At 67.7% G+C, this 20393-nt stretch carries 22 protein-coding genes; 9 read left to right on the forward strand and 13 right to left on the reverse strand.

What is annotated here, in order from left to right; all coding sequences use genetic code 11:
- Nucleotides 1-3: 3 nt before the first annotated feature.
- From E6G92_02620 to lepB, 3 genes are read right to left on the reverse strand one after another with little or no spacing between them, the layout of a single operon-like run.
- Nucleotides 4-897: a GTPase Era gene (locus E6G92_02620; protein TMJ18753.1), complete on the reverse strand. Its 894-nt coding sequence runs from the start codon at nucleotides 895-897 to the stop codon at nucleotides 4-6.
- Nucleotides 894-1553: a ribonuclease III gene (gene rnc / locus E6G92_02625; protein ID TMJ18754.1), complete on the reverse strand. Its 660-nt coding sequence runs from the start codon at nucleotides 1551-1553 to the stop codon at nucleotides 894-896. Before rnc ends, E6G92_02620 begins: the two co-directional genes overlap by 4 nt.
- Nucleotides 1553-2383 (reverse strand): signal peptidase I, encoded by an 831-nt coding sequence (lepB, locus tag E6G92_02630; protein TMJ18755.1) that lies wholly within the window; start codon nucleotides 2381-2383, stop codon nucleotides 1553-1555. Before lepB ends, rnc begins: the two co-directional genes overlap by 1 nt.
- A gap of 80 nt (nucleotides 2384-2463) precedes the next feature.
- Between lepB and E6G92_02635 the strand changes: the two genes are divergently transcribed.
- Entirely contained in the window at nucleotides 2464-3969 is a 1506-nt protein-coding gene (locus E6G92_02635) for a glucose-6-phosphate isomerase (GenBank protein ID TMJ18756.1), read from the forward strand.
- A complete protein-coding gene (gene gorA, locus E6G92_02640) occupies nucleotides 3969-5318 on the forward strand; it encodes a glutathione-disulfide reductase (GenBank protein ID TMJ18757.1) in 1350 nt (449 codons plus the stop codon). Before E6G92_02635 ends, gorA begins: the two co-directional genes overlap by 1 nt.
- A gap of 54 nt (nucleotides 5319-5372) precedes the next feature.
- Here gorA and E6G92_02645 read toward each other — a convergent pair whose 3' ends face one another.
- Together E6G92_02645 and E6G92_02650 are read right to left on the reverse strand one after the other, a co-directional pair.
- The gene (locus E6G92_02645) at nucleotides 5373-5702 is read right to left on the reverse strand and encodes a hypothetical protein (GenBank protein ID TMJ18758.1); all 330 of its coding nucleotides are present in this window, start codon (nucleotides 5700-5702) and stop codon (nucleotides 5373-5375) included.
- A 64-nt stretch (nucleotides 5703-5766) separates the two neighbouring features.
- Complete coding sequence (locus tag E6G92_02650) at nucleotides 5767-6318, reverse strand: manganese efflux pump (protein TMJ18759.1); 552 nt, start codon at nucleotides 6316-6318, stop codon at nucleotides 5767-5769.
- A gap of 75 nt (nucleotides 6319-6393) precedes the next feature.
- Here E6G92_02650 and E6G92_02655 point away from each other — a divergent pair, with 75 nt between their 5' ends.
- Entirely contained in the window at nucleotides 6394-7983 is a 1590-nt protein-coding gene (locus E6G92_02655) for an NAD(P)/FAD-dependent oxidoreductase (GenBank protein TMJ18760.1), read from the forward strand.
- 189 nt (nucleotides 7984-8172) lie between these two features.
- Here the strand turns inward: E6G92_02655 and E6G92_02660 are convergent, their stop codons facing one another.
- A complete protein-coding gene (locus E6G92_02660) occupies nucleotides 8173-8637 on the reverse strand; it encodes a cytochrome c (GenBank protein TMJ18761.1) in 465 nt (154 codons plus the stop codon).
- Nucleotides 8638-8750: 113 nt separating this feature from the next.
- On the opposite strand from E6G92_02660, the gene E6G92_02665 reads away from it, so the two are divergent.
- Nucleotides 8751-9083 carry a hypothetical protein gene (locus E6G92_02665; GenBank protein ID TMJ18762.1) on the forward strand — a complete coding sequence of 111 codons (333 nt, stop codon included), beginning with the start codon at nucleotides 8751-8753 and terminating at the stop codon, nucleotides 9081-9083.
- Here E6G92_02665 and E6G92_02670 read toward each other — a convergent pair whose 3' ends face one another.
- Both E6G92_02670 and E6G92_02675 read right to left on the reverse strand, forming a co-directional pair.
- The gene (locus tag E6G92_02670; GenBank protein ID TMJ18763.1) at nucleotides 9084-9320 is read right to left on the reverse strand and encodes a hypothetical protein; all 237 of its coding nucleotides are present in this window, start codon (nucleotides 9318-9320) and stop codon (nucleotides 9084-9086) included.
- 80 nt (nucleotides 9321-9400) lie between these two features.
- Nucleotides 9401-9703, reverse strand: a complete 303-nt coding sequence (locus E6G92_02675; GenBank protein ID TMJ18764.1) for a hypothetical protein — start codon at nucleotides 9701-9703, stop codon at nucleotides 9401-9403.
- 116 nt (nucleotides 9704-9819) lie between these two features.
- Here E6G92_02675 and E6G92_02680 point away from each other — a divergent pair, with 116 nt between their 5' ends.
- Nucleotides 9820-10602 carry an SDR family NAD(P)-dependent oxidoreductase gene (locus tag E6G92_02680; protein ID TMJ18765.1) on the forward strand — a complete coding sequence of 261 codons (783 nt, stop codon included), beginning with the start codon at nucleotides 9820-9822 and terminating at the stop codon, nucleotides 10600-10602.
- A gap of 7 nt (nucleotides 10603-10609) precedes the next feature.
- Here E6G92_02680 and E6G92_02685 read toward each other — a convergent pair whose 3' ends face one another.
- Nucleotides 10610-11560 (reverse strand): glucokinase, encoded by a 951-nt coding sequence (locus tag E6G92_02685; protein ID TMJ18766.1) that lies wholly within the window; start codon nucleotides 11558-11560, stop codon nucleotides 10610-10612.
- 130 nt (nucleotides 11561-11690) lie between these two features.
- Between E6G92_02685 and E6G92_02690 the strand changes: the two genes are divergently transcribed.
- Together E6G92_02690 and E6G92_02695 are read left to right on the forward strand one after the other, a co-directional pair.
- Nucleotides 11691-12044, forward strand: coding sequence for a type II toxin-antitoxin system RelE/ParE family toxin (locus E6G92_02690; protein ID TMJ18767.1), 354 nt, complete (start codon nucleotides 11691-11693; stop codon nucleotides 12042-12044).
- Complete coding sequence (locus tag E6G92_02695) at nucleotides 12037-12321, forward strand: Fis family transcriptional regulator (GenBank protein ID TMJ18768.1); 285 nt, start codon at nucleotides 12037-12039, stop codon at nucleotides 12319-12321. Before E6G92_02690 ends, E6G92_02695 begins: the two co-directional genes overlap by 8 nt.
- Before the next feature lie 34 nt (nucleotides 12322-12355).
- On the opposite strand, the gene acs is transcribed toward E6G92_02695, so the two are convergent.
- Nucleotides 12356-14287 (reverse strand): acetate--CoA ligase, encoded by a 1932-nt coding sequence (gene acs / locus E6G92_02700; GenBank protein ID TMJ18769.1) that lies wholly within the window; start codon nucleotides 14285-14287, stop codon nucleotides 12356-12358.
- A 202-nt stretch (nucleotides 14288-14489) separates the two neighbouring features.
- On the opposite strand from acs, the gene E6G92_02705 reads away from it, so the two are divergent.
- Nucleotides 14490-15689, forward strand: a complete 1200-nt coding sequence (locus E6G92_02705) for a hypothetical protein (GenBank protein ID TMJ18770.1) — start codon at nucleotides 14490-14492, stop codon at nucleotides 15687-15689.
- A gap of 39 nt (nucleotides 15690-15728) precedes the next feature.
- On the opposite strand, the gene E6G92_02710 is transcribed toward E6G92_02705, so the two are convergent.
- A complete protein-coding gene (locus E6G92_02710; protein ID TMJ18771.1) occupies nucleotides 15729-16967 on the reverse strand; it encodes a hypothetical protein in 1239 nt (412 codons plus the stop codon).
- A 189-nt stretch (nucleotides 16968-17156) separates the two neighbouring features.
- On the opposite strand from E6G92_02710, the gene E6G92_02715 reads away from it, so the two are divergent.
- Nucleotides 17157-18410, forward strand: a complete 1254-nt coding sequence (locus tag E6G92_02715; protein TMJ18772.1) for a hypothetical protein — start codon at nucleotides 17157-17159, stop codon at nucleotides 18408-18410.
- Here the strand turns inward: E6G92_02715 and rpoH are convergent.
- Together rpoH and E6G92_02725 are read right to left on the reverse strand one after the other, a co-directional pair.
- Nucleotides 18407-19309 carry an RNA polymerase sigma factor RpoH gene (gene rpoH / locus E6G92_02720; GenBank protein ID TMJ18773.1) on the reverse strand — a complete coding sequence of 301 codons (903 nt, stop codon included), beginning with the start codon at nucleotides 19307-19309 and terminating at the stop codon, nucleotides 18407-18409. The genes E6G92_02715 and rpoH overlap by 4 nt on opposite strands.
- A gap of 60 nt (nucleotides 19310-19369) precedes the next feature.
- Nucleotides 19370-20320, reverse strand: coding sequence for an RluA family pseudouridine synthase (locus tag E6G92_02725; protein TMJ18774.1), 951 nt, complete (start codon nucleotides 20318-20320; stop codon nucleotides 19370-19372).
- Nucleotides 20321-20393 lie beyond the last annotated feature (73 nt).

Below are 20393 nucleotides of genomic sequence, written 5' to 3' on the forward strand. Positions count from 1 at the left end.
TCCTCACTCCACCCAGTCCAGCCCGATCTCGCGGTAGAGCCCCCGATCCTCCTCCCATTTCGGGTTCACCTTCACGTGGAGGAACAGGTGGACCTTGCGGCCGAACGCCTCGGTCAGCTCCTTGCGTGCGGCCTCGCCGATCTGCTTGATCCGGGCGCCGCCCTTGCCGAGCACGATCGCCTTTTGCGTGTCCCGCCCGACGAGGATCTGCTGGTGGATGACGATCGAGCCGTCCTTGCGCTCCTCATATTTCTCGGTCTCGACCGCGCTCGCATAAGGGAGCTCCGCGTGGAGCTGGTGGTAGAGCTGCTCGCGGGTGACCTCGGCGGCCATCATCCGATCGGTGGCGTCGGAGACCTGGTCCTCTGGAAAATGCCACGGTCCTTCCGGCACGCGCGCGGCGAGCGCCGCCTTCAGCTCCTCGACCCCGTCGCCGGTCGAAGCCGAGATCATGTAGATCTGCTCGAACCGTGCGCGCCCGTCGAAGTCGGCGATGAGGGTCAGCAAGGCCTCCTTCTTCACCAGGTCGACCTTGTTGAGGATCAGCAGCTTCGGCTCCGGCCGGTCCTTCAGCCGGTCGACCATGTCGGTGACGCCGCGTTTCAGGCCGGTGCTGGCATCGACGACCAAAGCGATCAGGTCCACATCCTGCGCGCTGCCCCACGCGGCGGCGACCATTGCCCGGTCGAGCCGGCGCTTGGGCTCGAAAATTCCGGGCGTGTCGGTGAGCAATATCTGGCTTTCGCCGGCCATGGCGATGCCCATGAGGCGGGTGCGCGTGGTCTGCGCCTTGGGCGAGACGATGGCCACCTTCTGGCCGACCAGCGCGTTGACCAGGGTCGACTTGCCGGCATTGGGCGCGCCGACCACCGCGACCGTACCGAAGCGAGCGCTCATTTCAATTTCTCCAGCAAGGCTTGGGCCGCCTCGGTCTCGGCGTCCTGCTTCGACGCGCCTTCGGCCTCCGCTTCGCCCACTTTGTGGATCGACACGCGGACGACGAAGGTCGGGGCGTGCTGCGGCCCCGACCGGCGGACGACCTCGTAGACCGGGGGCCGGCGATCCTTCGCTGCGGCCCATTCCTGGAGCATCGACTTGGGATGCTGCGGCGCGGCCTCGCGGCGGTCGACGCGGTCGCTCCAGGCGGAGCGGATGAATGCCCTGGCCGTCCCGAACCCGCCATCGAGCCAGAGCGCGCCGATCAGCGATTCGACCATGTCGCCGAGCACATTGTCGCTTTCGAAGGCGCCGTCGTCCCGCGCCTGCTTACCGAGGCGCATGTGGGCCGAAAGCCCGAGGTCGCGGGCGATCTCGGCGCAGGTCGCGCGGGCGACGAGGACGTTGAGGCGCTTGGAAAGCTGGCCCTCCGGCTCGTTCGGGAACGAAGCGTAGAGCCAGTCGGCGATGACCAGGCCAAGCACGCGGTCGCCGAGAAACTCGATCCGCTCGTAATTCTCCTCGCCATGGCTCGAATGGGTGATGGCGCGCTCGAACAAGGCGATGTCGGACGGCTTGTGGCCGGTATGCTTCTCGATCCAGGCGGCAAGCTTCATCAGCCCGTCCCCCCGATCCGGCTCCACCGCGCGGCGGTGAACCAGGTCCAGGGCTTCACCCAGCTCGACGAGCCGTCGGTCGACCAGATGGTGACGAGGACCCGGCCGACGATATGGTCGACGGGCAGCATCCCAACGCCCCGCTGCGGGAGGAAGCGGCTGTCGAGGCTGTCGTCGCGATTATCGCCCATTACGAACACATGGCCCACGGGGACGGTGACCGGGCCGAAATTGTCGCCCTCTCCGTTCACCACCTGGTCCAGCACCTCGTAGCTTCGCCCGCCCGGTAGCGTTTCGCGGAAGCGCGTATAGAGGCAGTCCGTGCCGCCGCCATCGTGCGGAGCGAGCCGCGCGGCGCCGGGCACGATTCCGCGACACTCGCTGTTGGGGCTTACGGCAAGGGCGAAGTCCGCGATCCGCTCGCGCGGCAGCGCCTGACCGTTCAGAACGACGATCCCCTGGCGAAGCTCGATCGTGTCGCCGGGAAGGCCGATCACGCGCTTGACCAGGTCCTCGTCGCGATTGCCGGGGTAGCGGAACACGACGACGTCGCCGCGCTCGGGAACGTCGCCCAGGATTCGGCCGTGGAAGTTCAGGAGTCCGAAGGGGAAGGAATAGCGCGAATAGCCGTAGCTCCACTTGGAGACGAACAGATAGTCGCCGACCAGCAGGCGCGGCAGCATCGAGGAAGAGGGGATGCTGAACGGCGCCACGACGAGGGTTCTGAGCACCAGAGCGCCGAGGAACAGGAGCAACACGAAGCGCGCCAGGCTGGCCCAGCTTTCGGGTTTACGCTCGTGGGTTGCAAAAGGGGCGGCGTCGGTCTCCATCGCGCGCGCTTTCGCTTGGGGGCCGGGCCGGGTCAAGCCGCGCTGGGCTTTCGCCGCGCTCCGCCTTAATAGCACGGCCAATGAACGAGGACCTTTGGAACGCGCTGGCGCAGGCGCCGCGACCGACCCTGGCGGAGCTGTTCGCCGCCGAGCCCGACCGGCTCGATCGCCTGTCGCTCGAGGTCGGCGACACGCTGTTCGACTTTTCCAAGACTCACCTGAGCCAAGCCGCGATCGCCGATTTCGTCCGGCTGGCCGAAACGGCGGGCCTCGCAGCCCGCCGCGACGCGATGTTCGCCGGCGAGGTGGTCAACCCGACCGAAGGGCGCGCCGCCGAGCATAGCGCGGAGCGCGGCCAGGGGGCGCCTGAAAGCGTGGCTCGCGCGAGCGGCATGCACAACCGGATGCGCGCGCTGATCGACGCGATCGAGGCGGAAGCGTTCGGCCCCGTGCGCCACATCCTCCACATCGGCATCGGCGGATCGGCGCTCGGGCCGCACCTGCTGGTCGACGCGCTCGGCCGCGAGGCTGGGCGCTACGAGACGGCGGTCGTCTCCAACGTCGACGGCGCGGCGCTCGACGAGGCGCTGAGTGGCTTCGATCCGGCGACCACACTCGTCGCGATCGCCTCGAAGACCTTCACCACGACGGAAACGATGCTCAACGCGCGCTCGACGCTGCGCTGGCTGGAAGAGGGGGGCGTGGAGGATGCCTACGGCCGTCTCGTCGCGCTCACCGCAAGCCCGGAAAAGGCGATCGAGTTCGGCGTCGACGAGACCCGGATCCTGCCCTTTTCGGAAAGCGTCGGAGGGCGCTATTCGCTGTGGTCGACGATCGGCTTTTCCGCCGCGCTGGCGCTCGGCTGGGATGCGTTCGAGAGCCTGCTGGAGGGCGCAGCGGCGATGGACCGCCATTTCAGGCTGGCGCCGTTCGAGCGGAACGCGCCGGTCCTCGCCGCCTTCGTCGACCGCTATTACGCCGACGTCCGGGGCGCCGAGACCCGCGCGGTCTTCGCCTATGACGAGCGGCTTCGGCTGCTCCCCTCCTATCTCCAGCAGCTGGAGATGGAATCGAACGGCAAGTCGGTCCGCATTGACGGCAAGCCGGCGGGGCGGGCGACCTCGCCGGTGGTGTGGGGCGGGGTCGGGACGGACGCCCAGCACGCCGTTTTCCAGTTGCTTCACCAGGGGACGCACCTCGTGCCCGTCGAATTCGTCGCGGCGATCGAGAATTCGGCCGGCTTCGTCGATGACCATCACCGGGCGCTGCTGGTCAACTGCTTCGCCCAGGGCGCCGCGCTGATGAGCGGCAAGAATGCGGAGGACCCGCACCGCGCCTATCCGGGCGACCGGCCCTCGACCACCATCCTGCTCGATCGGCTCGATCCGGCGAGCCTCGGCGCGCTGATCGCCTTCTACGAACACCGGACCTTCGCCAACGCCGCCTTGCTCGGGATCAACCCGTTCGACCAGTTCGGAGTCGAGCTCGGCAAGGAAATGGCGAAATCGCTGGACGGCGACGGTGAGGTCGCCTTCGACCCGTCCACGCAGGCCCTGCTCGCCCGGGCGTTCGAGGAAGAACTGTGATGGCCGAAGCCTATGATTACGATCTGTTCGTCATCGGCGCCGGCTCCGGCGGGGTGCGCGCGGCGCGCGTGTCGGCGGCGCACGGCGCGCGGGTGGCGATCGCCGAGGAATTTCGGGTCGGCGGCACCTGCGTCATCCGCGGCTGCGTGCCCAAGAAGCTGCTCGTCTACGGCGCCCATTTCGCCGAGGACCTGGAGGACGCCGCCCGCTTCGGCTGGAAGATCAAGGGGCAGAAGTTCGATTGGCCGACGCTTCGCGACAACGTCCTGGCCGAGGTCGAGCGGCTGGAGGGCATCTACGCCGATATCCTCGAGCGCCACGACGTCGAGGTCTTCGCCCAGCGCGCGCGTCTGGTCGGGCCCAACCGGGTTCGGCTCGAGGACGGCAGCGAAGTGGGCGCCGCGACGATCCTGATCGCGACCGGAGCGACTCCGGTGGTTCCCGACGTCCCCGGCGCCGAGCACGGGGTCACCTCCAACGAGATGTTTCATCTGGACGCGATGCCGCGCCGCGCGGTGATCGCCGGCGGCGGCTATATCGCCAACGAGTTCGCCGGAATCCTGCACGAATTCGCCTGCGAGGTGACGATCGTCAACCGCGGCGACCGGATCCTTCGCCATTATGACGAGCAGGTCCGCGACCGCCTGCTCCAGATCTCGCTGACCAAGGGGATCAACTTCAAGTTCAACGCCCCGTTCGAGAAGGTCGTGAAGCGCAAGGACGGCAGCTTGCGCATCCATCTGCAGGGATCGAGCCCGATCGACGCGGACCTGCTGCTGTGGGCGGTCGGCCGGGCGCCCAACACCGCAGGGCTGGGCCTCGCAGAAGCGGGCGTGGAGCTCGGCAAGAACGGCGCGATCCTGGTCGACGAGGACAATCAGTCGTCGGTGCCCAGCATCTACGCGATCGGCGACGTCACCGACCGCGTCCAGCTCACCCCGGTCGCCATCCGCGAGGGTCAGGCCTTCGCCGACACGATGTTCGGCAACAAGCCGACGCGCGTGGACTATGCCAACATCCCCTCCGCCGTGTTCAGCCATCCGCCGATCGCGGCGGTCGGCATGACCGAGGGGCAGGCGCGCGACAAGCTCGGCACCTACAGGACCTACGTCTCCGATTTCCGGCCGATGAAGAATGTCCTGGCCGGCCGCAACGAGCGCTCGCTCTACAAGCTGATCGTGGATGAAGAGACCGATCGGGTCGTAGGCATCCACATGATCGGCCCTGACGCGCCCGAAATCCTCCAGGCGGCGGCGATCGCGGTGAAGGCGGGCCTGACCAAGGCCCAGTTCGACGAGACGGTCGCATTGCATCCGACTATGTCGGAGGAATTGGTGCTGATGCGCTGACGAAGAGAGCCGCCCCGGACCTGCCGGAGCGGCTCTCTTTTAAAGCGGTCCCGATCAGCTGGAGGGTGTGAACTCGACCTCGGTCGTCTCGCACAGGTTGATCCCGCGCTCGTCATTCTCGGTGCCGTCGTCATAGGTGACGCGGATGTCCCAGACGCACTGGTTCTCGTCGCGGTCGAAGCTGACTTCGGCCTGCTCGCCGTCCGCCAGCACCTCGCGGCCGAGGATGTCCGGGCCCCAGCGGCTGGAGCTGGTCGGCGACACGTTGAGCGTGACGATGACGTGGCCGGTGCTGTTGGTGATCGTGAAATCCTGCGCCGCCGCATAGGCCGCAGTGGCGATTGCCGAGGCCAACAGAGCCCCGGCGATAAACAAATTTCTCATTGAATCGTCCCCCTTTTGTGAGGCCCGCAGCATAAGGGCCGAATGGGGAGAAGCAATGACCGTCTCAGCCGCCCGGAAACTGATGCTGGACGAAGATTCTGGCGCCGATCCCGATCAACATCAGGCCCCCTGCGATCTCCGCCCATTTGCCGAGACGGTCCCCGGCGGCGCGGCCGATGAGCACGGCGGCGAAGCTCATGATTGCGGTGGTCGCGCCGATCGCCGCGACCGCGGCCAGGATCGGGGCGCCGATCGTCGGCAGCGTTATGCCGGCCGCTGCCGCGTCGATGCTCGTCGCGATTGCCGCCGCGAACAGCGCCCAGCCTGACAGGAGGGGGCGGCCGTTCTCATGCTCGGCGGTCGCGCCCTCATGGATCATCTTGAGGCCGAGGATCGAGAGCAGGATGAGGGCGATCCAATGATCGACCGCCGCGATCGAGGCGGCGAAGGCGATGCCGAGGCTCCAGCCGACGAGCGGCATCAGGCCCTGCGCCAGGCCGAAGGCCGCACCGGCGCGCAGCGCGGCGCGCGTGCCGCCGCCGGCCGCGCCCTGGCAAAGCGCCACGGCGAAGGCGTCCATCGAGAGCGCCAGAGCGAGGAGGAAGAGGGCCGCCATGGAGCCGGGCCGAAGCCGTTCGAACCGCCCAAGTCAAGGATGGCCGGGCTTGACCGACGCCCTTATAGCCGCCGCATGGCACGGGCGGGCGAGAGCGACATCCTGATCATCGGCGCGGGGCACAATGCGCTCGTCTGCGCCTTTTACCTCGCCGAGCGGGGCTACAGCGTCACCATGGTCGAGGCCCGCTCCGTCGTCGGCGGGGCGGCGGTGACGGAGGAGTTCCATCCGGGCTTTCGCAACTCCACCGCGAGCTACACGGTCAGCCTGCTCAACCCCAAGGTGATCCGCGACATGCGGCTCTACCAGCACGGCCTCAAGGTCGTGCTGCGCAAGATCGACAATTTCCTTCCGACCGAGGGGAGCGACTATCTCCTTTCCGGCCGGGGCGGACTGACGCGGCGGGAGATCGCCCGGCATTCGCCGGCGGATGCCGAGAATTACGACGCTTATTCCACCGCTTTGGGCTCAGTCGTCGGCGTGCTCCGCCAGTGGCTTCTGCGCGCGCCGCCCAACGCGGGGGGCGGCCTCGGCGCCCTGCTTGCCTTGCTCAAGCTCGGCGGCGGCGTCGGTCGGCTCGGGCTCGAGGAGCAGCGCCACCTGGTCGATTTCTTCACCAAGTCGGCAGGCGACATCCTGAAACGCTATTTCAGCCACGAACTGGTCCAGGCCCTGTTCGGCTTCGACGCCGTGGTCGGCCATTATGCCAGCCCCGACGCGCCGGGCTCCGCCTATGTCCTCCTTCACCACGTCTTCGGCGAAGCGGCGGGCGTGGAGGGCGCGTGGGGGCACGCGATCGGCGGCATGGGCGCAATCACCCAGGCGATGGCCAAGGCTGCGCGAGAGGCGGGGGTCGAGATCATCCTCGATAGCCCCGCGGACGAGGTGATCGTCGAGCGCGGCCGGGCTGCGGGCGTGGTGGCGGGCGGCAAAACCTACCGCGCCAAGGCCGTGGTCGCCGGCGTGCACCCTAAGCTGCTCTTCACCCGATTGCTGCCCGAGGGCGCGGTCGCGGCGGAACCGGCGCGGCGCATGGCGCACTGGTCCAGCGAGTCGGCGACCTTCCGGATGAATGTGGCCCTTTCGGAGCTGCCGCGTTTCACTTCGCTGCCCAAGCCTGGCGACCAGCTCACCGCCGGGATCATCGTCGCGCCCTCGCTCGGCTATATGGACCGCGCCTATCTGACTGCGCGGACCGAAGGGTATGCGAAAGAGCCGATCGTCGAGATGCTGATCCCGTCGACGCTCGACGACAGCCTGGCGCCCGACGGCCAGCATGTCGCCAGCCTGTTCTGCCAGCATTTCCCCTACGACGTGCCCGGAGGCTGGGACTCGCGGCGCGAAGAGGCCGCGGACCACATCATCGCCCATGTCGACCGCTACGCGCCGGGCTTCAAGGCCTCGGTGATCGGCCGGCTGGCCTTGTCGCCGCTCGATCTCGAGCGCCGCTTCGGCCTGATCGGCGGCGACATCTTCCACGGCAAGATGGGGCTCGACCAGCTCTTCTCGAACCGGCCGATGCTGGGCCACGCCGATTACCGCATGCCGCTCCCCGGCCTCTACCTCTGCGGCGCCGGCGCGCATCCCGGCGGCGGAGTCACCGGAGCGCCCGGGCACAATGCAGCCCGCGCGGTGATCGCCGACCGCAGGAAGCTGAAGCTTTAGAGCGTGATCGCCTTTGACTGCCTCGCTCCCGCTCATCCTGAGGAGCCCCTTCGACTGCCTGCCAAGGCGGGCGCTCACGGTAAACTACGAGCTTGTCGAAACGGCTCTCGAAGGACGGTCCTTCGAGACGGGCCCTCGACAAGCTCGGTCTCCTCAGGATGAGCGGGTCAGCATAAAGCTGATCAAACTCTAGTCGGACGCCTTGTACGTCTCGTGGCAGGCCGAGCAGGTCTGCCGCACCGCGGCCCATTGAGTCAGGAACGCGGCGCGGTCTCCGGACTGGGCGGCCTGGGCGAGCGCCTGGGCCGCGGTGGCGTAGGCCGCCGCGCGGGCCTCGAAGCCGGCCCGGTCGCTCCACACCGCCGGAAGGGCATGGCTGCCCGGAAGATTGGTCCCGGCGGGGAAAAGGGTCGGAAGGGTCCGCGCCCAGCGCGCCAGCGAGCGGGCCGGAAAGGCGAGGGTTCGAACGTCGGCGCCCGAATCCGCCGCGGCCTTCATCGCCGCGAAGCTCCCGCCGGACAGGACGTAGGAGGATTGGCGGGCAGCGACGATCTGCTCGGGCGTCAGGCCGGGGGCGGCGGGCTGCGGCTGGGCGAGAAGCGCGGTCAGCGGGATGGCGGCCAGCGCGGCGCCAATGAGCAGAAGCTGTTTCATCTTGCCTCCTCGATCGGTCGTCCGAGCCTAGACCGAACGCGGCAGCCCAACAATGGGAACCTAATCCATGTCAGAAACGCTTTCGAGACGGGGCGGAACACAGGGGTTCTGCGATGCCTCGTGCGGCGGTCTGGTGCCTGATCCTGCTTTCGCTTCCGGTTGCGGCCCGGGGGCAGGATCGAGCGACCGGGCCCGCGGCGCAGCGCGCTTCAGGTACGAGCGATTTTCGAATCGGACAGGCCGTTCTGCGTGAAGCGGGCCCGGCGCTGCCGAGAGGGCTGATCGGGACGGTCGACCTGGCCGAACGGCTCCGGCTGGGAGTCGGACGGTTCAGCGTGCCCGAGCTCGCCCGGCCGCGAAATCACACCGAGCCGGAACGCCGTCCGGCCGACGTCAGGCGGCGCGACCAGGGCATCGCGGCGGTGGGGATCAGCTACAGCTTCTGATCAGATGATCGGGTGGCGTTCCCAGTCAGCCTTGCCGGCGCGCCCGGTCATCCGGCGGTGGAGCTTGTCCATCGTTCGGCTGCCGGTCTTGACGAACAGGAATGGAAAGACCGCGTGGACCAGCACCGCGGTCCCGCCCGCGAGCATCCTGAGTCCGAAGGCGGATGCGTTGACGAAATGGTGGCCGTAGCTTTCGCCGACCTCGCGCGGATGCCTGGTAAAGGGATTGTCGGCCATGGCGCGCCCTTACGCTTTCCGGAGCGCAAAAAATACCCGCGCCGGGGCGTCCGGCGCGGGTCCCGCGCCAGGGGCTCGGCTCAGCGGCGGCGCGCGCAACTGGCCGGATCGGAGTTCGCTCCGCTGTCGCTGTCGCTGCGGCCGTTCCCGCGCCCGTTGCCGGCCTGATCGGCGTTGGGACCCTGATCGGCGTCGGTGCAACGAGCGATGTGATTGTTGCCGCGCCCCCGGCCCGGCGGATCGGAATTGGGTCCCTGGTCCCGGTCGGTGACTTGCGCCTGCGCGGTGCCCGTCATGGCAACCATCGCGCCGCCCGCAACGACCGCGCCGCCGGCGACGCGCGTCAGGAACGAACGGCGGCTTATCCCTCTTCCAGGCTTCATCTCACGCAACTCCTTTTGCCCGCGGCTTCGCATGGCCTACGTCATTTGCGCCGCTCCCACAACTTGTCGAATCGTCCGCTCTGCCGCAAGGAGCGCGCAAAGCGAAAGGGACGGACATGAAGCTGGACAGCAACATCGCCGCGGTGGTCACCGGCGGCGCTTCGGGCCTCGGCGAGGCGACGGCGCGGGCGCTCGCCGCCAGGGGCGTCAAGGTCGCCGTGTTCGACCGCGACGCCGAGCGCGGCGAGAAGGTGGCGGGCGAGATCGGCGGAATCTTCGCCCTCGTCGACGTGACTTCCGACGAGGCGGTCGACGCCGGCTTCGCCAAAGCGCGCGAGGCGCACGGCCAGGAGCGGATCTGCGTCAACTGCGCGGGGGTCGCCAACGCCGTGAAGACCGTCGGCCGCGACAAGGAGACGGGCGCGGTCAAGCGCTACCCGGTCCACCAGTTCGAGCTCGCCATCCAGATCAACCTGATCGGCACCTTCCGTGTGCTCGCCGCCTCGGCCGCCGGAATGGCCACCCTCGATCCGCTCGAGGACGGCGAGAAGGGGTGCATCGTCAACACCGCCTCGGTCGCCGCGCAGGACGGGCAGATCGGCCAGGCGGCCTATTCGGCGTCCAAGGCCGGGGTGCTCGGCATGGCGCTGCCCATCGCCCGCGACCTGATGGGCGAAGGGATCAGGGTCAACACCATCCTCCCCGGCGTGTTCGAAACGCCGATGGTCGCGATGATGCCGCAGAACGTGAAGGACGCGCTCGCGGCGCAAGTGCCCTTTCCGAAGCGGCTCGGCCAGGCGGCGGAATATGCGCGGCTCGCCATCTTCATGGCCGAGAACACCTATCTCAACGGCGAATATGTGAGGCTGGACGGCGCGATCCGGATGGCGCCGCGCTGATCGCCGATCAGCCGAATTCGCGCTGGAAGGCGATCGCGGCGCCGAGCAGGCCGGGCTCCGCATAGGTCACCAGCCGGGCGGGCGTGCGCATCATCCGTTCTCTGTAGCGGCCCTTGGCGGTGAAGCGGGCGGCGAAGTCGGGTCCGCGGAGCAGGTGCGCGATGCGGCCCGCGAGGCTGCCGGTGATCGCGACGCCCATCGCACCGTGGGCCAGCGCGATATCGCCGGCCGCGGCACCGAAGCTGCGGACCAGAAGGGCGAGAGCACGGACCGCGAGCGAATCGCGACCTTCGATCGCCGCCTCCCACAATGCGCCGGCATTGGTCGCGTCCCATTCTCCCTCGCCGCCGAGCGCGCGGTAGATATCGATCAGCCCGGGGCCCGAGACGACCCGCTCGACCGACGCGCGGCCATAGCGTTCGGCGACGGACCGGGCGACCGTCTCCTCGTCCGCGTCGAGAGGGCAAAAGCCGACATGTGCCGCCTCGGTCTCGATCACCTCGATGCCGCGGCGGCGGTCGAGGATGGCGACGCCGAGCCCGGTGCCGGGCCCGATGACGCTGACCACGCCCTCCGCAGGCAGATCGCCGGGGCCGCAGAGCGGAACCAATTCCTCGGGCGGCATGATGGAAACCGCGTGAGCCACGGCGCCAAAGTCGTTCAGCAGCGTCATCCTGTCGACGCCGAGCTCGGCGGCCAGGCCGTGCCGGTCGATCCGCCAGTCCGAGTTCATGAAGGTCAGCGTGTCGCCCTCGATCGGCGCGGCGACGGCGATCGCGGCGGCGCGGGGAAGGGGGCCGCACTCTCGCGCAAACTGGGCCCAGGCCGCGCCGATTCCCTTATATTCGCGAGTCCGGTACTTGCGCATGGCGCCGAGCTTGGGCCGCGCGGCCCCGGCGATCTCGGCCAGGGCGAAGCGGGCATGGGTGCCCCCGATGTCGGCCGCGACGATCTGCATTGCGCTCTCCTAGGCGGGGCGGCCGCTTGCCAGCAAGCTCCGGCGGTCCGGCCCCTCGCAATACAGACGAAGGATTGTCCTCTGCTCCAAAATTTGACCTGCACCTTAAAAGGTGCATAGTGGGTCAGGCATGGTTGCGGCTGCCCGCAAGATCGAATTGGTCTTCTACCGGTCGGCGACCGGCAATGAGCCGGTACGGGATTGGCTCGCTGGACTCGCCGAGGGCAATCGGCGCGCCATCGGCATGGATTTGCAGCGGGTTCAATATCGATGGCCCGTTGGCATGCCGCTGGTCCGGCCGATGGGAAAAGGTCTGTTTGAGGTTCGTACCGGCCTACCGGACAAGAAGATCGCGCGGGTTTTGATCTGCTTCCACGGCGGCGAGCTCTACGCGCTGCACGGGTTCGTGAAGAAGTCGCAGAAAACGCCGCTCGCAGACCTGAAGCTCGCTGGCGACCGCAAGAAAGAGGTGGAGAATGGCTGACAACAGACACCGGGGTTCGACGCTCGACAGCTTTCTCGATGAGGAAGGCGTGCTCGCCGAGGTGCAGGCGAAAGCGATTAAGGAAGTGATCGCGTGGCAGCTCGCCGAAGCGATGCGCCAGCGCGGGCTCAGCAAGAGCGGGCTCGCGCGGCTGATGCACACCAGCCGGACGCAGGTCGATCGGGTGCTCGACCCGGAAAACGGAAATGTGACGATCGAAACCTTGCAAAGGGCGGCGATGGTCGTCGGTAGGCGGGTGGAGCTCCAGCTGGTCTAGGCAAGAATGGAGGGGGATTCGACATTTATGTCGGTCAGCCGCCCTGCCGCCCCGCGATCAAATCGTCGACCAGGCTCGGGTCGGCGAGCGTGCTCGTGTCGCCGAGCGCGCCATAGTCGTTCTCGGCGATCTTCCTCAGGATGCGGCGCATGATCTTGCCTGAGCGGGTCTTGGGCAAAGCCGGGGTGAAATGGATCAAATCGGGGTTGGCGATCGCGCTGATCTCGCTGCGGACCTGGTTGCGAAGCTCGGTTTCGAGCGCCGCCGAGCCCTCCACGCCGGCATTGAGCGTCACATAGGCGTAGATGCCGGTGCCCTTGATGTCGTGCGGATAGCCGACCACCGCCGCTTCGGCGACGAGCGGGTGGGAAACCAAGGCGCTCTCGATCTCGGCGGTGCCGAGGCGGTGGCCCGACACGTTGAGCACGTCGTCGACCCGCCCCGTGATCCAGTAATAGCCGTCCTCGTCGCGGCGGCAGCCGTCGCCGGTGAAATATCTGCCTTCGTAGGCGCTGAAATAGGTCTGCACGAAACGCTCGTGGTCGCCGTAGACCGTGCGCATCTGGCCGGGCCAGGAACGGGTGATGCAGAGGTTGCCCGATCCGGCGCCCTCGATCGTCCGGCCTTCGGCGTCGATCAGTTCCGGCTCTACTCCGAAGAACGGCTTGCCGGCCGATCCCGGCTTCATGTCGTGAGCGCCGGGCAGGGTGGTGATCATCACCCCGCCAGTCTCGGTCTGCCACCAGGTGTCGATGATCGGCACGCGCTCCTCGCCGACGACCCGCCAATACCACAGCCACGCCTCGGGGTTGATCGGTTCGCCGACCGTGCCGAGCAGGCGGATCGAGGAAAGGTCATGCTTCTTCACCGGGCCCTCGCCCTCGCGCATCAGCGCGCGGATCGCGGTCGGCGCGGTGTAGAAGATGTCGACCTCGTGCCGCTCGACCACGTCCCAGAAACGACTGAAGTCCGGGTAGTTGGGCACACCCTCGAACATGAAGGTCGTCGCCCCGTTGGCGAGCGGGCCGTAGACGACGTAGCTGTGGCCGGTCACCCAGCCCACGTCGGCGGTGCACCAAAAGAGCTCGCCCGGCTTGTAATCGAAGACATAGTGAAAGGTCGTCGCGGTCCACACCGCATAGCCGCCGGTCGTGTGCAGCACGCCCTTGGGCTTCCCGGTCGATCCCGAGGTGTAGAGGATGAACAGCGGATCCTCCGCGCCCATCGGCTCGCAGCGGCATTCGTCCGGGACCGTCGCGCCGATCTCATCGTACCAATGGTCGCGGCCCTCGCGCATCGCGATCCCGTTGCCGAGGTGGCGGACGACGATCACGCCTGCGACGTCGATCCCGCCGCGATCCAGCGCTGCATCGACATTGTCCTTGAGCGGGACCAGCTTGCCGCCGCGCTTGCCGCCGTCGGCGGTGATGACGAAACGGCTCGCGCAATCCTCGATCCGGCCGTGCAGGGCCTCGGGCGAGAAGCCGCCGAAGACGACGCTGTGGACCGCGCCGATCCGCGCGCAGGCGAGCATCGCCACCGCCGCCTCGGGGATCATCGGCATGTAGAGGGTCACCCGGTCGCCCTTGCCCGCGCCGAGCGCCTTCAGGCTGTTCGCCATCCTCACCGCCTCGGCGTGAAGCTCGCCATAGGTAAGCGTGCGGGTGACGCCGGGCTCGTCGCCCTCCCAGACGATCGCCCGCTCGGCCGAGCGCGCTTCGAGATGCCGGTCGACGCAATTGTGGCAGAGGTTGAGGATTCCGTCCTCGAACCATTTGATGTCGACGGGATCGAACGACCAGTTGGCGATCGTCCGCGGCGGCTCGATCCAGTCGATGCGCCGCGCCTGATCGGCCCAGAAGCCGTCGGGATCGCTCAGCGAGCGGGCGTAGAGCGCCTCATATTGCTCGGCGGTGCAGTGCGTGTCGGCGGTCGCGGCGGCGGGGGGAGGGATGCGTTCGGCCATGATCGTTTCCTAGCGCCTCCCCCAATCCGACGCCACTTCCGGCTCAATGCCTGTCCCCCGGCCTGACGACGGCCGATCCCTCCTAAATGGATCAAGCAAAAGGAGTCATTTTCTTGATTATCGAGTAATGGAGGCATTACCCCATAGGATTGTTGGAGCGAGTCGCTAGTCGAGTGACCGATAAATTTGAGAGGATGCGATCATGGCTCTCGGAGAAAATTCCGCTTTTTTGAGCTCCATCGCGATCAGCCCGATCGACTATCGTAGGTTCAAGCTGAAAGACCTGCTTTATACGGCGGTAAGCCTCCCGTTTAATATGCAGCACCAGACTCAATCGAACTGGTGTTGGGCCGCCACCTCCACGAGCACGTCCCTCTTCTATCGGCCGGCTAGTACGTGGACGCAGTGCCGAGTCGCGAACAGCGCACTCGCACTCACGACGTGTTGCGGCAGTCCGGTGCCGGGCGCGTGCAACGTGGCGTGGTATCTGGACCGCGCTCTTCAGGTCACCCAGAATTTCGTGTCGGTATCGGGCCCGGCAAGCTTCGCCGCGGTGCAGGCCGAGATCAATGCCGGCCGCGTGCTCGGCGCGCGGGTCGGTTGGGCAGGCGGTGGCGGGCATTTCATGGTGATCTATGGTTGCAGCACCGTCGGCGGCGTGCAGTATTTCAACATCGACGATCCGATCTATGGCAAGAGCAATCCGAGTGTCGCCACCTTTTCCAGCAGCTATCAGGGCTCCGGCACCTGGACCCACACCTATTTCACGAAGGCGGGCCCTCCGATGGTGAACATCAGGATTCGCGAGTTGGCGCCGGAGTTGCTGAAGCGCATCTGGGAAGTCCGGCCGCTGCTTGTGCCTCATGGCGGCGACGAGGCGGGTGGTGCGGCGGCAGGGACGGCATCGGTCTCACTCGGCCTCGCCCATCCTGTCCAGATACTGGGCCTCAGCGATCTCGCCCGCGCGGCAGGCGGTGCCGCGGCCGAAGTCAGTTACGCAGCGATGGCCCCCGAGCCGTCCGCGATCCGAGTGATCGAGACACGGGACGGCGAGTTCGGCGGCTTCTACGACGTGTCGGCAGGCGGCGGAACGCCGGAGGTGCTGCAGATGGCCTCGGCCGACAACGATTATGGCCGCTTGTTCGAACGCGGGCTCGCAGCGCTGTCGAAGCAGGTGGACGACGACGACTCGGAAACCGATTTGCGGCTGCTTCGCATTCCGGCTCTCTACACCGAGGCAGTGGTCGTCGGCGAAGGCGAGAGCGCGGTCGCCGTGCCGATCCGCTCCCCGCAGGAAGGCGTGCCTTTGTTCGAGCCCATGCCTCTCGCCGAGCTGCTGGCCCGGCTCGAGAAGCCAGCGCGAGAGATTCTCGACGACGACGACGAGCTCAAGGGCGCCTGAATCGCTATTCGGTGCGTGGGGGGCGAGGACCCGCCGGCGCTACTGCCCGAGGATGCGCCCCAGCGGGTTGCGGCGGCGCCGCGGCTGTTCGCGCTGCGGCTCGTCCCAGCTTTCTCCGCGCATCATCGCCTCGATGTCCTGGCCGAGCATTCCCAAATAGGCCGAGCGCGTGCGCAGCTTCACCGTCCAGTCGGGCGCCCAGCCGCGCGGGGGCCGTGCCGGTCGTTCGGGCGAGCTGAAATTCGCCTCCGGCCCGAAGGCCGTCATCATCAGCGAGGCCGCCTGGACCCGGCCGGCCACCTCGGCGGGGACGGTGCACTGGATCGCCGTGGGGGCCAGCAGGACCCGCTGGGCGAGCAGGCGGGTGATCTCCTCAGGCGCGAGATAATCCATCGCGGCCATCATCCCGATCTGGACCTCGCTCGACGTCCACATGATCATCGTGTTGTCCCCGGCCGAGCCCATCGCCATCACGAAATAGGCCCGGGCATTGGTCACCGGGCTCCAGGCGAGCGGGACGGCACCCGAGGGACCTCGCGTGTTCGAGGTAAGGCGGATCGGGGGCAGGAAGTCCTGGCCCGGAGCGAGGGTGAAGTCGATCTCCGGGCTGTAATTGCCGGCGACCCGGTGGGCGCCGACCAGCGAGCCGTTCGCGGGAATGGTCGCGTTGGAGCGCGGGTTGGGCCATTCTCCGAAGGTCGCCCAGGTCGCCTGGCTCGGCGGAATCATCGGCCTGAGCCCGGGGCCGCTCACCCCCGGCGGCACCTGGCCCGAGCGCAACCGGGCGAAATCGATCTCGATCGGCTGGCCGGGACGGGCATGGTCGCCGCAGCCCCAATAGATGAGGATCCGTCCATTCATGCCGCCGTCGCCGTAATTGGGCATCGGGCCGGTCGGCGCCACGGGCTGGCTGCGCACCGGCGAGACGAGCGGAAGCGAGGCGCCGGCATTGAGCGCGGGCGGGATGAAGTGGTCGGCCCTGGGAGGTCCGGCGGGGCGCCGGGGGCTGCCGAGCTCGAGCTTGAGATTGTGGACGTAGCCGGGGTTGTTCGCTCCGCCCGGGCCGCGCCCGGCAAGCATCGCGCCGAGCATCGAGCCGCGGCTCGGCGGCTGGCCTGCGCCTGCTCCGGCCATGGCGGCCATGCCGCTGGTCGTTTCGGCCGACATCCAGTATGTGGCGGTCCCGCCGCCGCCGCGTCCCGGCTGGGCCAGGGCTGTGGCCGTTGCGACTGTGCCGGCGATGAAGGCGATGCCGGTGAGAAGCCTTGATTTCGTCATTCAAACCCCCATGTGAAGCCCGCAGAATAACATGCTCCAGCGATGTGAAAAGCTTGGATTTTCTGTCTCGTAATGGGCGCGCTCCGCCGACTCGGTGTTGACCGCGCCCCGGTCTGGGGGAATCTCCCCGTTGCATATCAGGTGTATTATCTATATAATGCACCTTTGAACCGTGAAGATGGAGTGTTGATGACGGCTCTGGCCCTCGAACGGACCGACTTGCGCCTGGCGGATGCCTTCCGGGCGCATTGGCGCGCCTGGGCCTTGCTCGGCGCGATGGCCGTGTTGTGGCTGGCCGCGGTGGCCGGGATCACCGCCGAGAGCGCCAATCCACGCCCGCAGCTCGAAAAGGCCGAGGCGACCTCGCCCGAAATCGCCCAAATCCAGGCGGTGGCCGTGCAGACCAGCGCGACCGCCCTGCGCCAGGTCAATCCGCTGACCGCGCTGGCGATGAACGCCGCCATTCCGGTGTCGCAGCAGGCCAATCCCGCGGCGCGGCCCTTCCATCTGAGCGGAACCGCCGCCGACCGCGCCCGCTCGCTCGATTGCCTGACGGCCGCGATCTATTACGAAGCCGCGCGCGAGCCGCTCGACGGCCAGCGTGCGGTCGCCCAGGTCGTGCTCAACCGAGTCCGCCACCCCGCTTACCCGGCGTCGGTCTGCGGCGTGGTGTTCGAGGGCGCCCGGCGCAATACCGGATGCCAGTTCAGCTTCACCTGCGACGGCTCGCTCAGGAGCGGGCCGATGGCCGGCTATTGGGACCGGGCCAAGGCGGTCGCCGCCGCCGCGCTCAACGGCTACGTCTACGCTCCGGTGGGCTGGGCGACGCATTACCACGCCAATTACGTCATGCCCTATTGGGCGCCGACCCTGGTCAAGTCCGCCAATGTCGGGCTGCACATCTTCTATCGCTGGCGCGGCGGCTGGGGGCGGCCGGGCGCCTTCCTCAACCGCTATTCGGGCGCCGAGCCGGCGATCGCCTGGCGCGGCGGCTTCGGACAGCCCTCGCGCGCCGAGCAGCTGGCCCAGAGCGCGCGCGACGCGCTGGCCGCGCAGGCGGCGCTTCAGGGCAATTCGGCGGCCGGGACCAGCGCGAGCGTCGACAGCTTCCAGCGCGCGGTGCTTCGCCGCTACGAGCCGTTGCAGCGCGAAAGCGCCAACGCGATGATCGCCGACCGCGCCCGCGCCGACAGCACGCTGACGGCCAGCCAGCGCTGGGCACTGACCGGCACCGACACCGGCCCCGCCGCTCAGGCCTCGCTGGGCCGCCGCAGGGAGGGCGCCGAGCAGCCGCGCGAGCTTCAGGGCGTGCGCTACCGTTGGGATCCGTCGGCGCCGGCGGCGGCACCGCAGCCGGCCGCTCGGAGCGATGGCCAGACTTCGTCGGCGACGAGCGGAAGCGGCGGCCAAACGGCCGCGGGCACCACCGCCGCGAGCCGCTAGGCGGCGGTCAGCAGCCTGCGCTCTCCGGCGAGGTTCATCAGCGCCTTCTGCAGCTTCTCGAACGCGCGCACCTCGATCTGGCGGATGCGCTCGCGGCTGACGTCGTAGACCTGGCTCAACTCCTCGAGCGTCTTGGGCTCGTCGGTGAGGCGCCGCTCCGTCAGGATGTGCCGTTCGCGATCGTTGAGGCTGTCCATCGCCTCGACCAGCAGATCGTGGCGGATCCGGGTCTCCTCGGCGTCGGCGACGCGCTCGTCCTGGAGCGGCTCGTTGTCGACCAGGAAATCCTGCCAGCTGCCTTCCGAATCGTCGCGCAGGGGCACGTTGAGCGACGTGTCGCCGCCCATCGCCATGCGCCGGTTCATCGACACCACGTCCTCCTCGGAAACGCCGAGATCGGTGGCGATCTTCTTCACGTCCTCGGGCTTCAGGTCGCCGTCCTCGAACGCCTCGATCCGGTTCTTCATCCGCCTCAGGTTGAAGAACAACTTCTTCTGCGCCGCCGTCGTCCCCATCTTCACGAGCGACCAGCTGCGCAGGATATATTCCTGGATCGAAGCGCGGATCCACCACATCGCGTAGGTGGCGAGGCGGAAGCCCCTTTCGGGCTCGAACTTCTTTACGCCCTGCATCAGGCCGATATTCCCCTCGGAGATCAGCTCCGACGTGGGCAGGCCGTAGCCGCGATAGCCCATGGCGATCTTGGCCACGAGGCGCAGGTGCGAGTTGACCAGCCGGGCCGCCGCATCGGTGTCCTGATGCTCGGTCCAGCGCTTGGCCAGCATATATTCCTCTTCCGGCGTCAGGATCGGGAATTTCTTGATCTCGGCCAGATAGCGGTTGAGCCCGACCTCGCCGCTACTTGCGGGTATCGTCGCCGGGACGTTTCTGCCTGCCATAAACTCACATTCTCCCTGGGCGCTTCTATGGGCCGAGACCCTTATCCTGGCACTCGGTATCTATACGGTAAGCGCCCCGTACAGTTCCTGAATATCCGATGGGAGCGCGGATTTGAAGGATAAGCGTTCCCGGGTCACCGGATGGATGAAGCCAAGCTCCGCTGCGTGAAGCGCCTGGCGGTGAAAGTTCAGCCTTTTCAATATCTCGCGGTGCGCGCCTCGCGGCCGGCCATAGGCCGGATCGCCGAGCAGGGGATGGCCGATCGAGGCCATGTGGACCCGAACCTGGTGGGTCCGGCCCGTTTCGAGCCGGCATTCGACGAGCGCGGCGTCGGCGAGCGGCTCGACCAGGCGATAATGGGTCACCGCCCGTCTGCCCTGGCCTTTTTCGCAGACCGCGATCTTCTTGCGGTTGACCGGCGAGCGGGCGAGCGGGGCGTCGATCGTGCCCTTTGGCGGGATCGGCACGCCGCCGGTGATCGCCAGATAGACCCGATCGATGCGGTGCTTTGCGAATTGGGCGGCGAGGCCCTCGTGCGCCACGTCGGTCTTGGCGACCGCCAGCAGCCCCGACGTGTCCTTGTCGATCCGGTGGACGATCCCAGGCCGCGCCACCCCGCCGATGCCGGAGAGGCGCCCGGCGCAGTGGTGGAGCAGGGCGTTCACCAAAGTCCCGTCGAAATTGCCCGCCGCGGGATGGACGACCATGCCGGCCGGCTTGTCGACGATCAGCAGATGATCGTCCTCGAACACGATCTCGAGCGCGATGTCCTGCGCTTCGTTGTGGGCCGGCGTCGGGTCCGGAACCGAGACCTCGTAGAGGCCGGCCAGAGCCTTGGCCGCCGGATCGCGCACCGGTCCTTTTGGCCCGGTCACGTTTCCGGCGGAGATCAGCGCCTTCAGCCGCTCGCGCGACAGCGTCGGCACGACCGCCGCCAGCGCCCGGTCGAGCCGCCATCCGGCGCTGTCCTCGGCGATCGTGGCGATGATGGTGGAATGGCCCCCCGGCATTGGAGAGGCGAGATGGGCATCCGGCACGTAATTTCAAGGTCCCCGCCCTTGCGTTTCGTGCGGCGATCCTCTC

The organism is Alphaproteobacteria bacterium (genome assembly GCA_005883305.1).
GTDB lineage: Bacteria > Pseudomonadota > Alphaproteobacteria > Sphingomonadales > Sphingomonadaceae > Allosphingosinicella.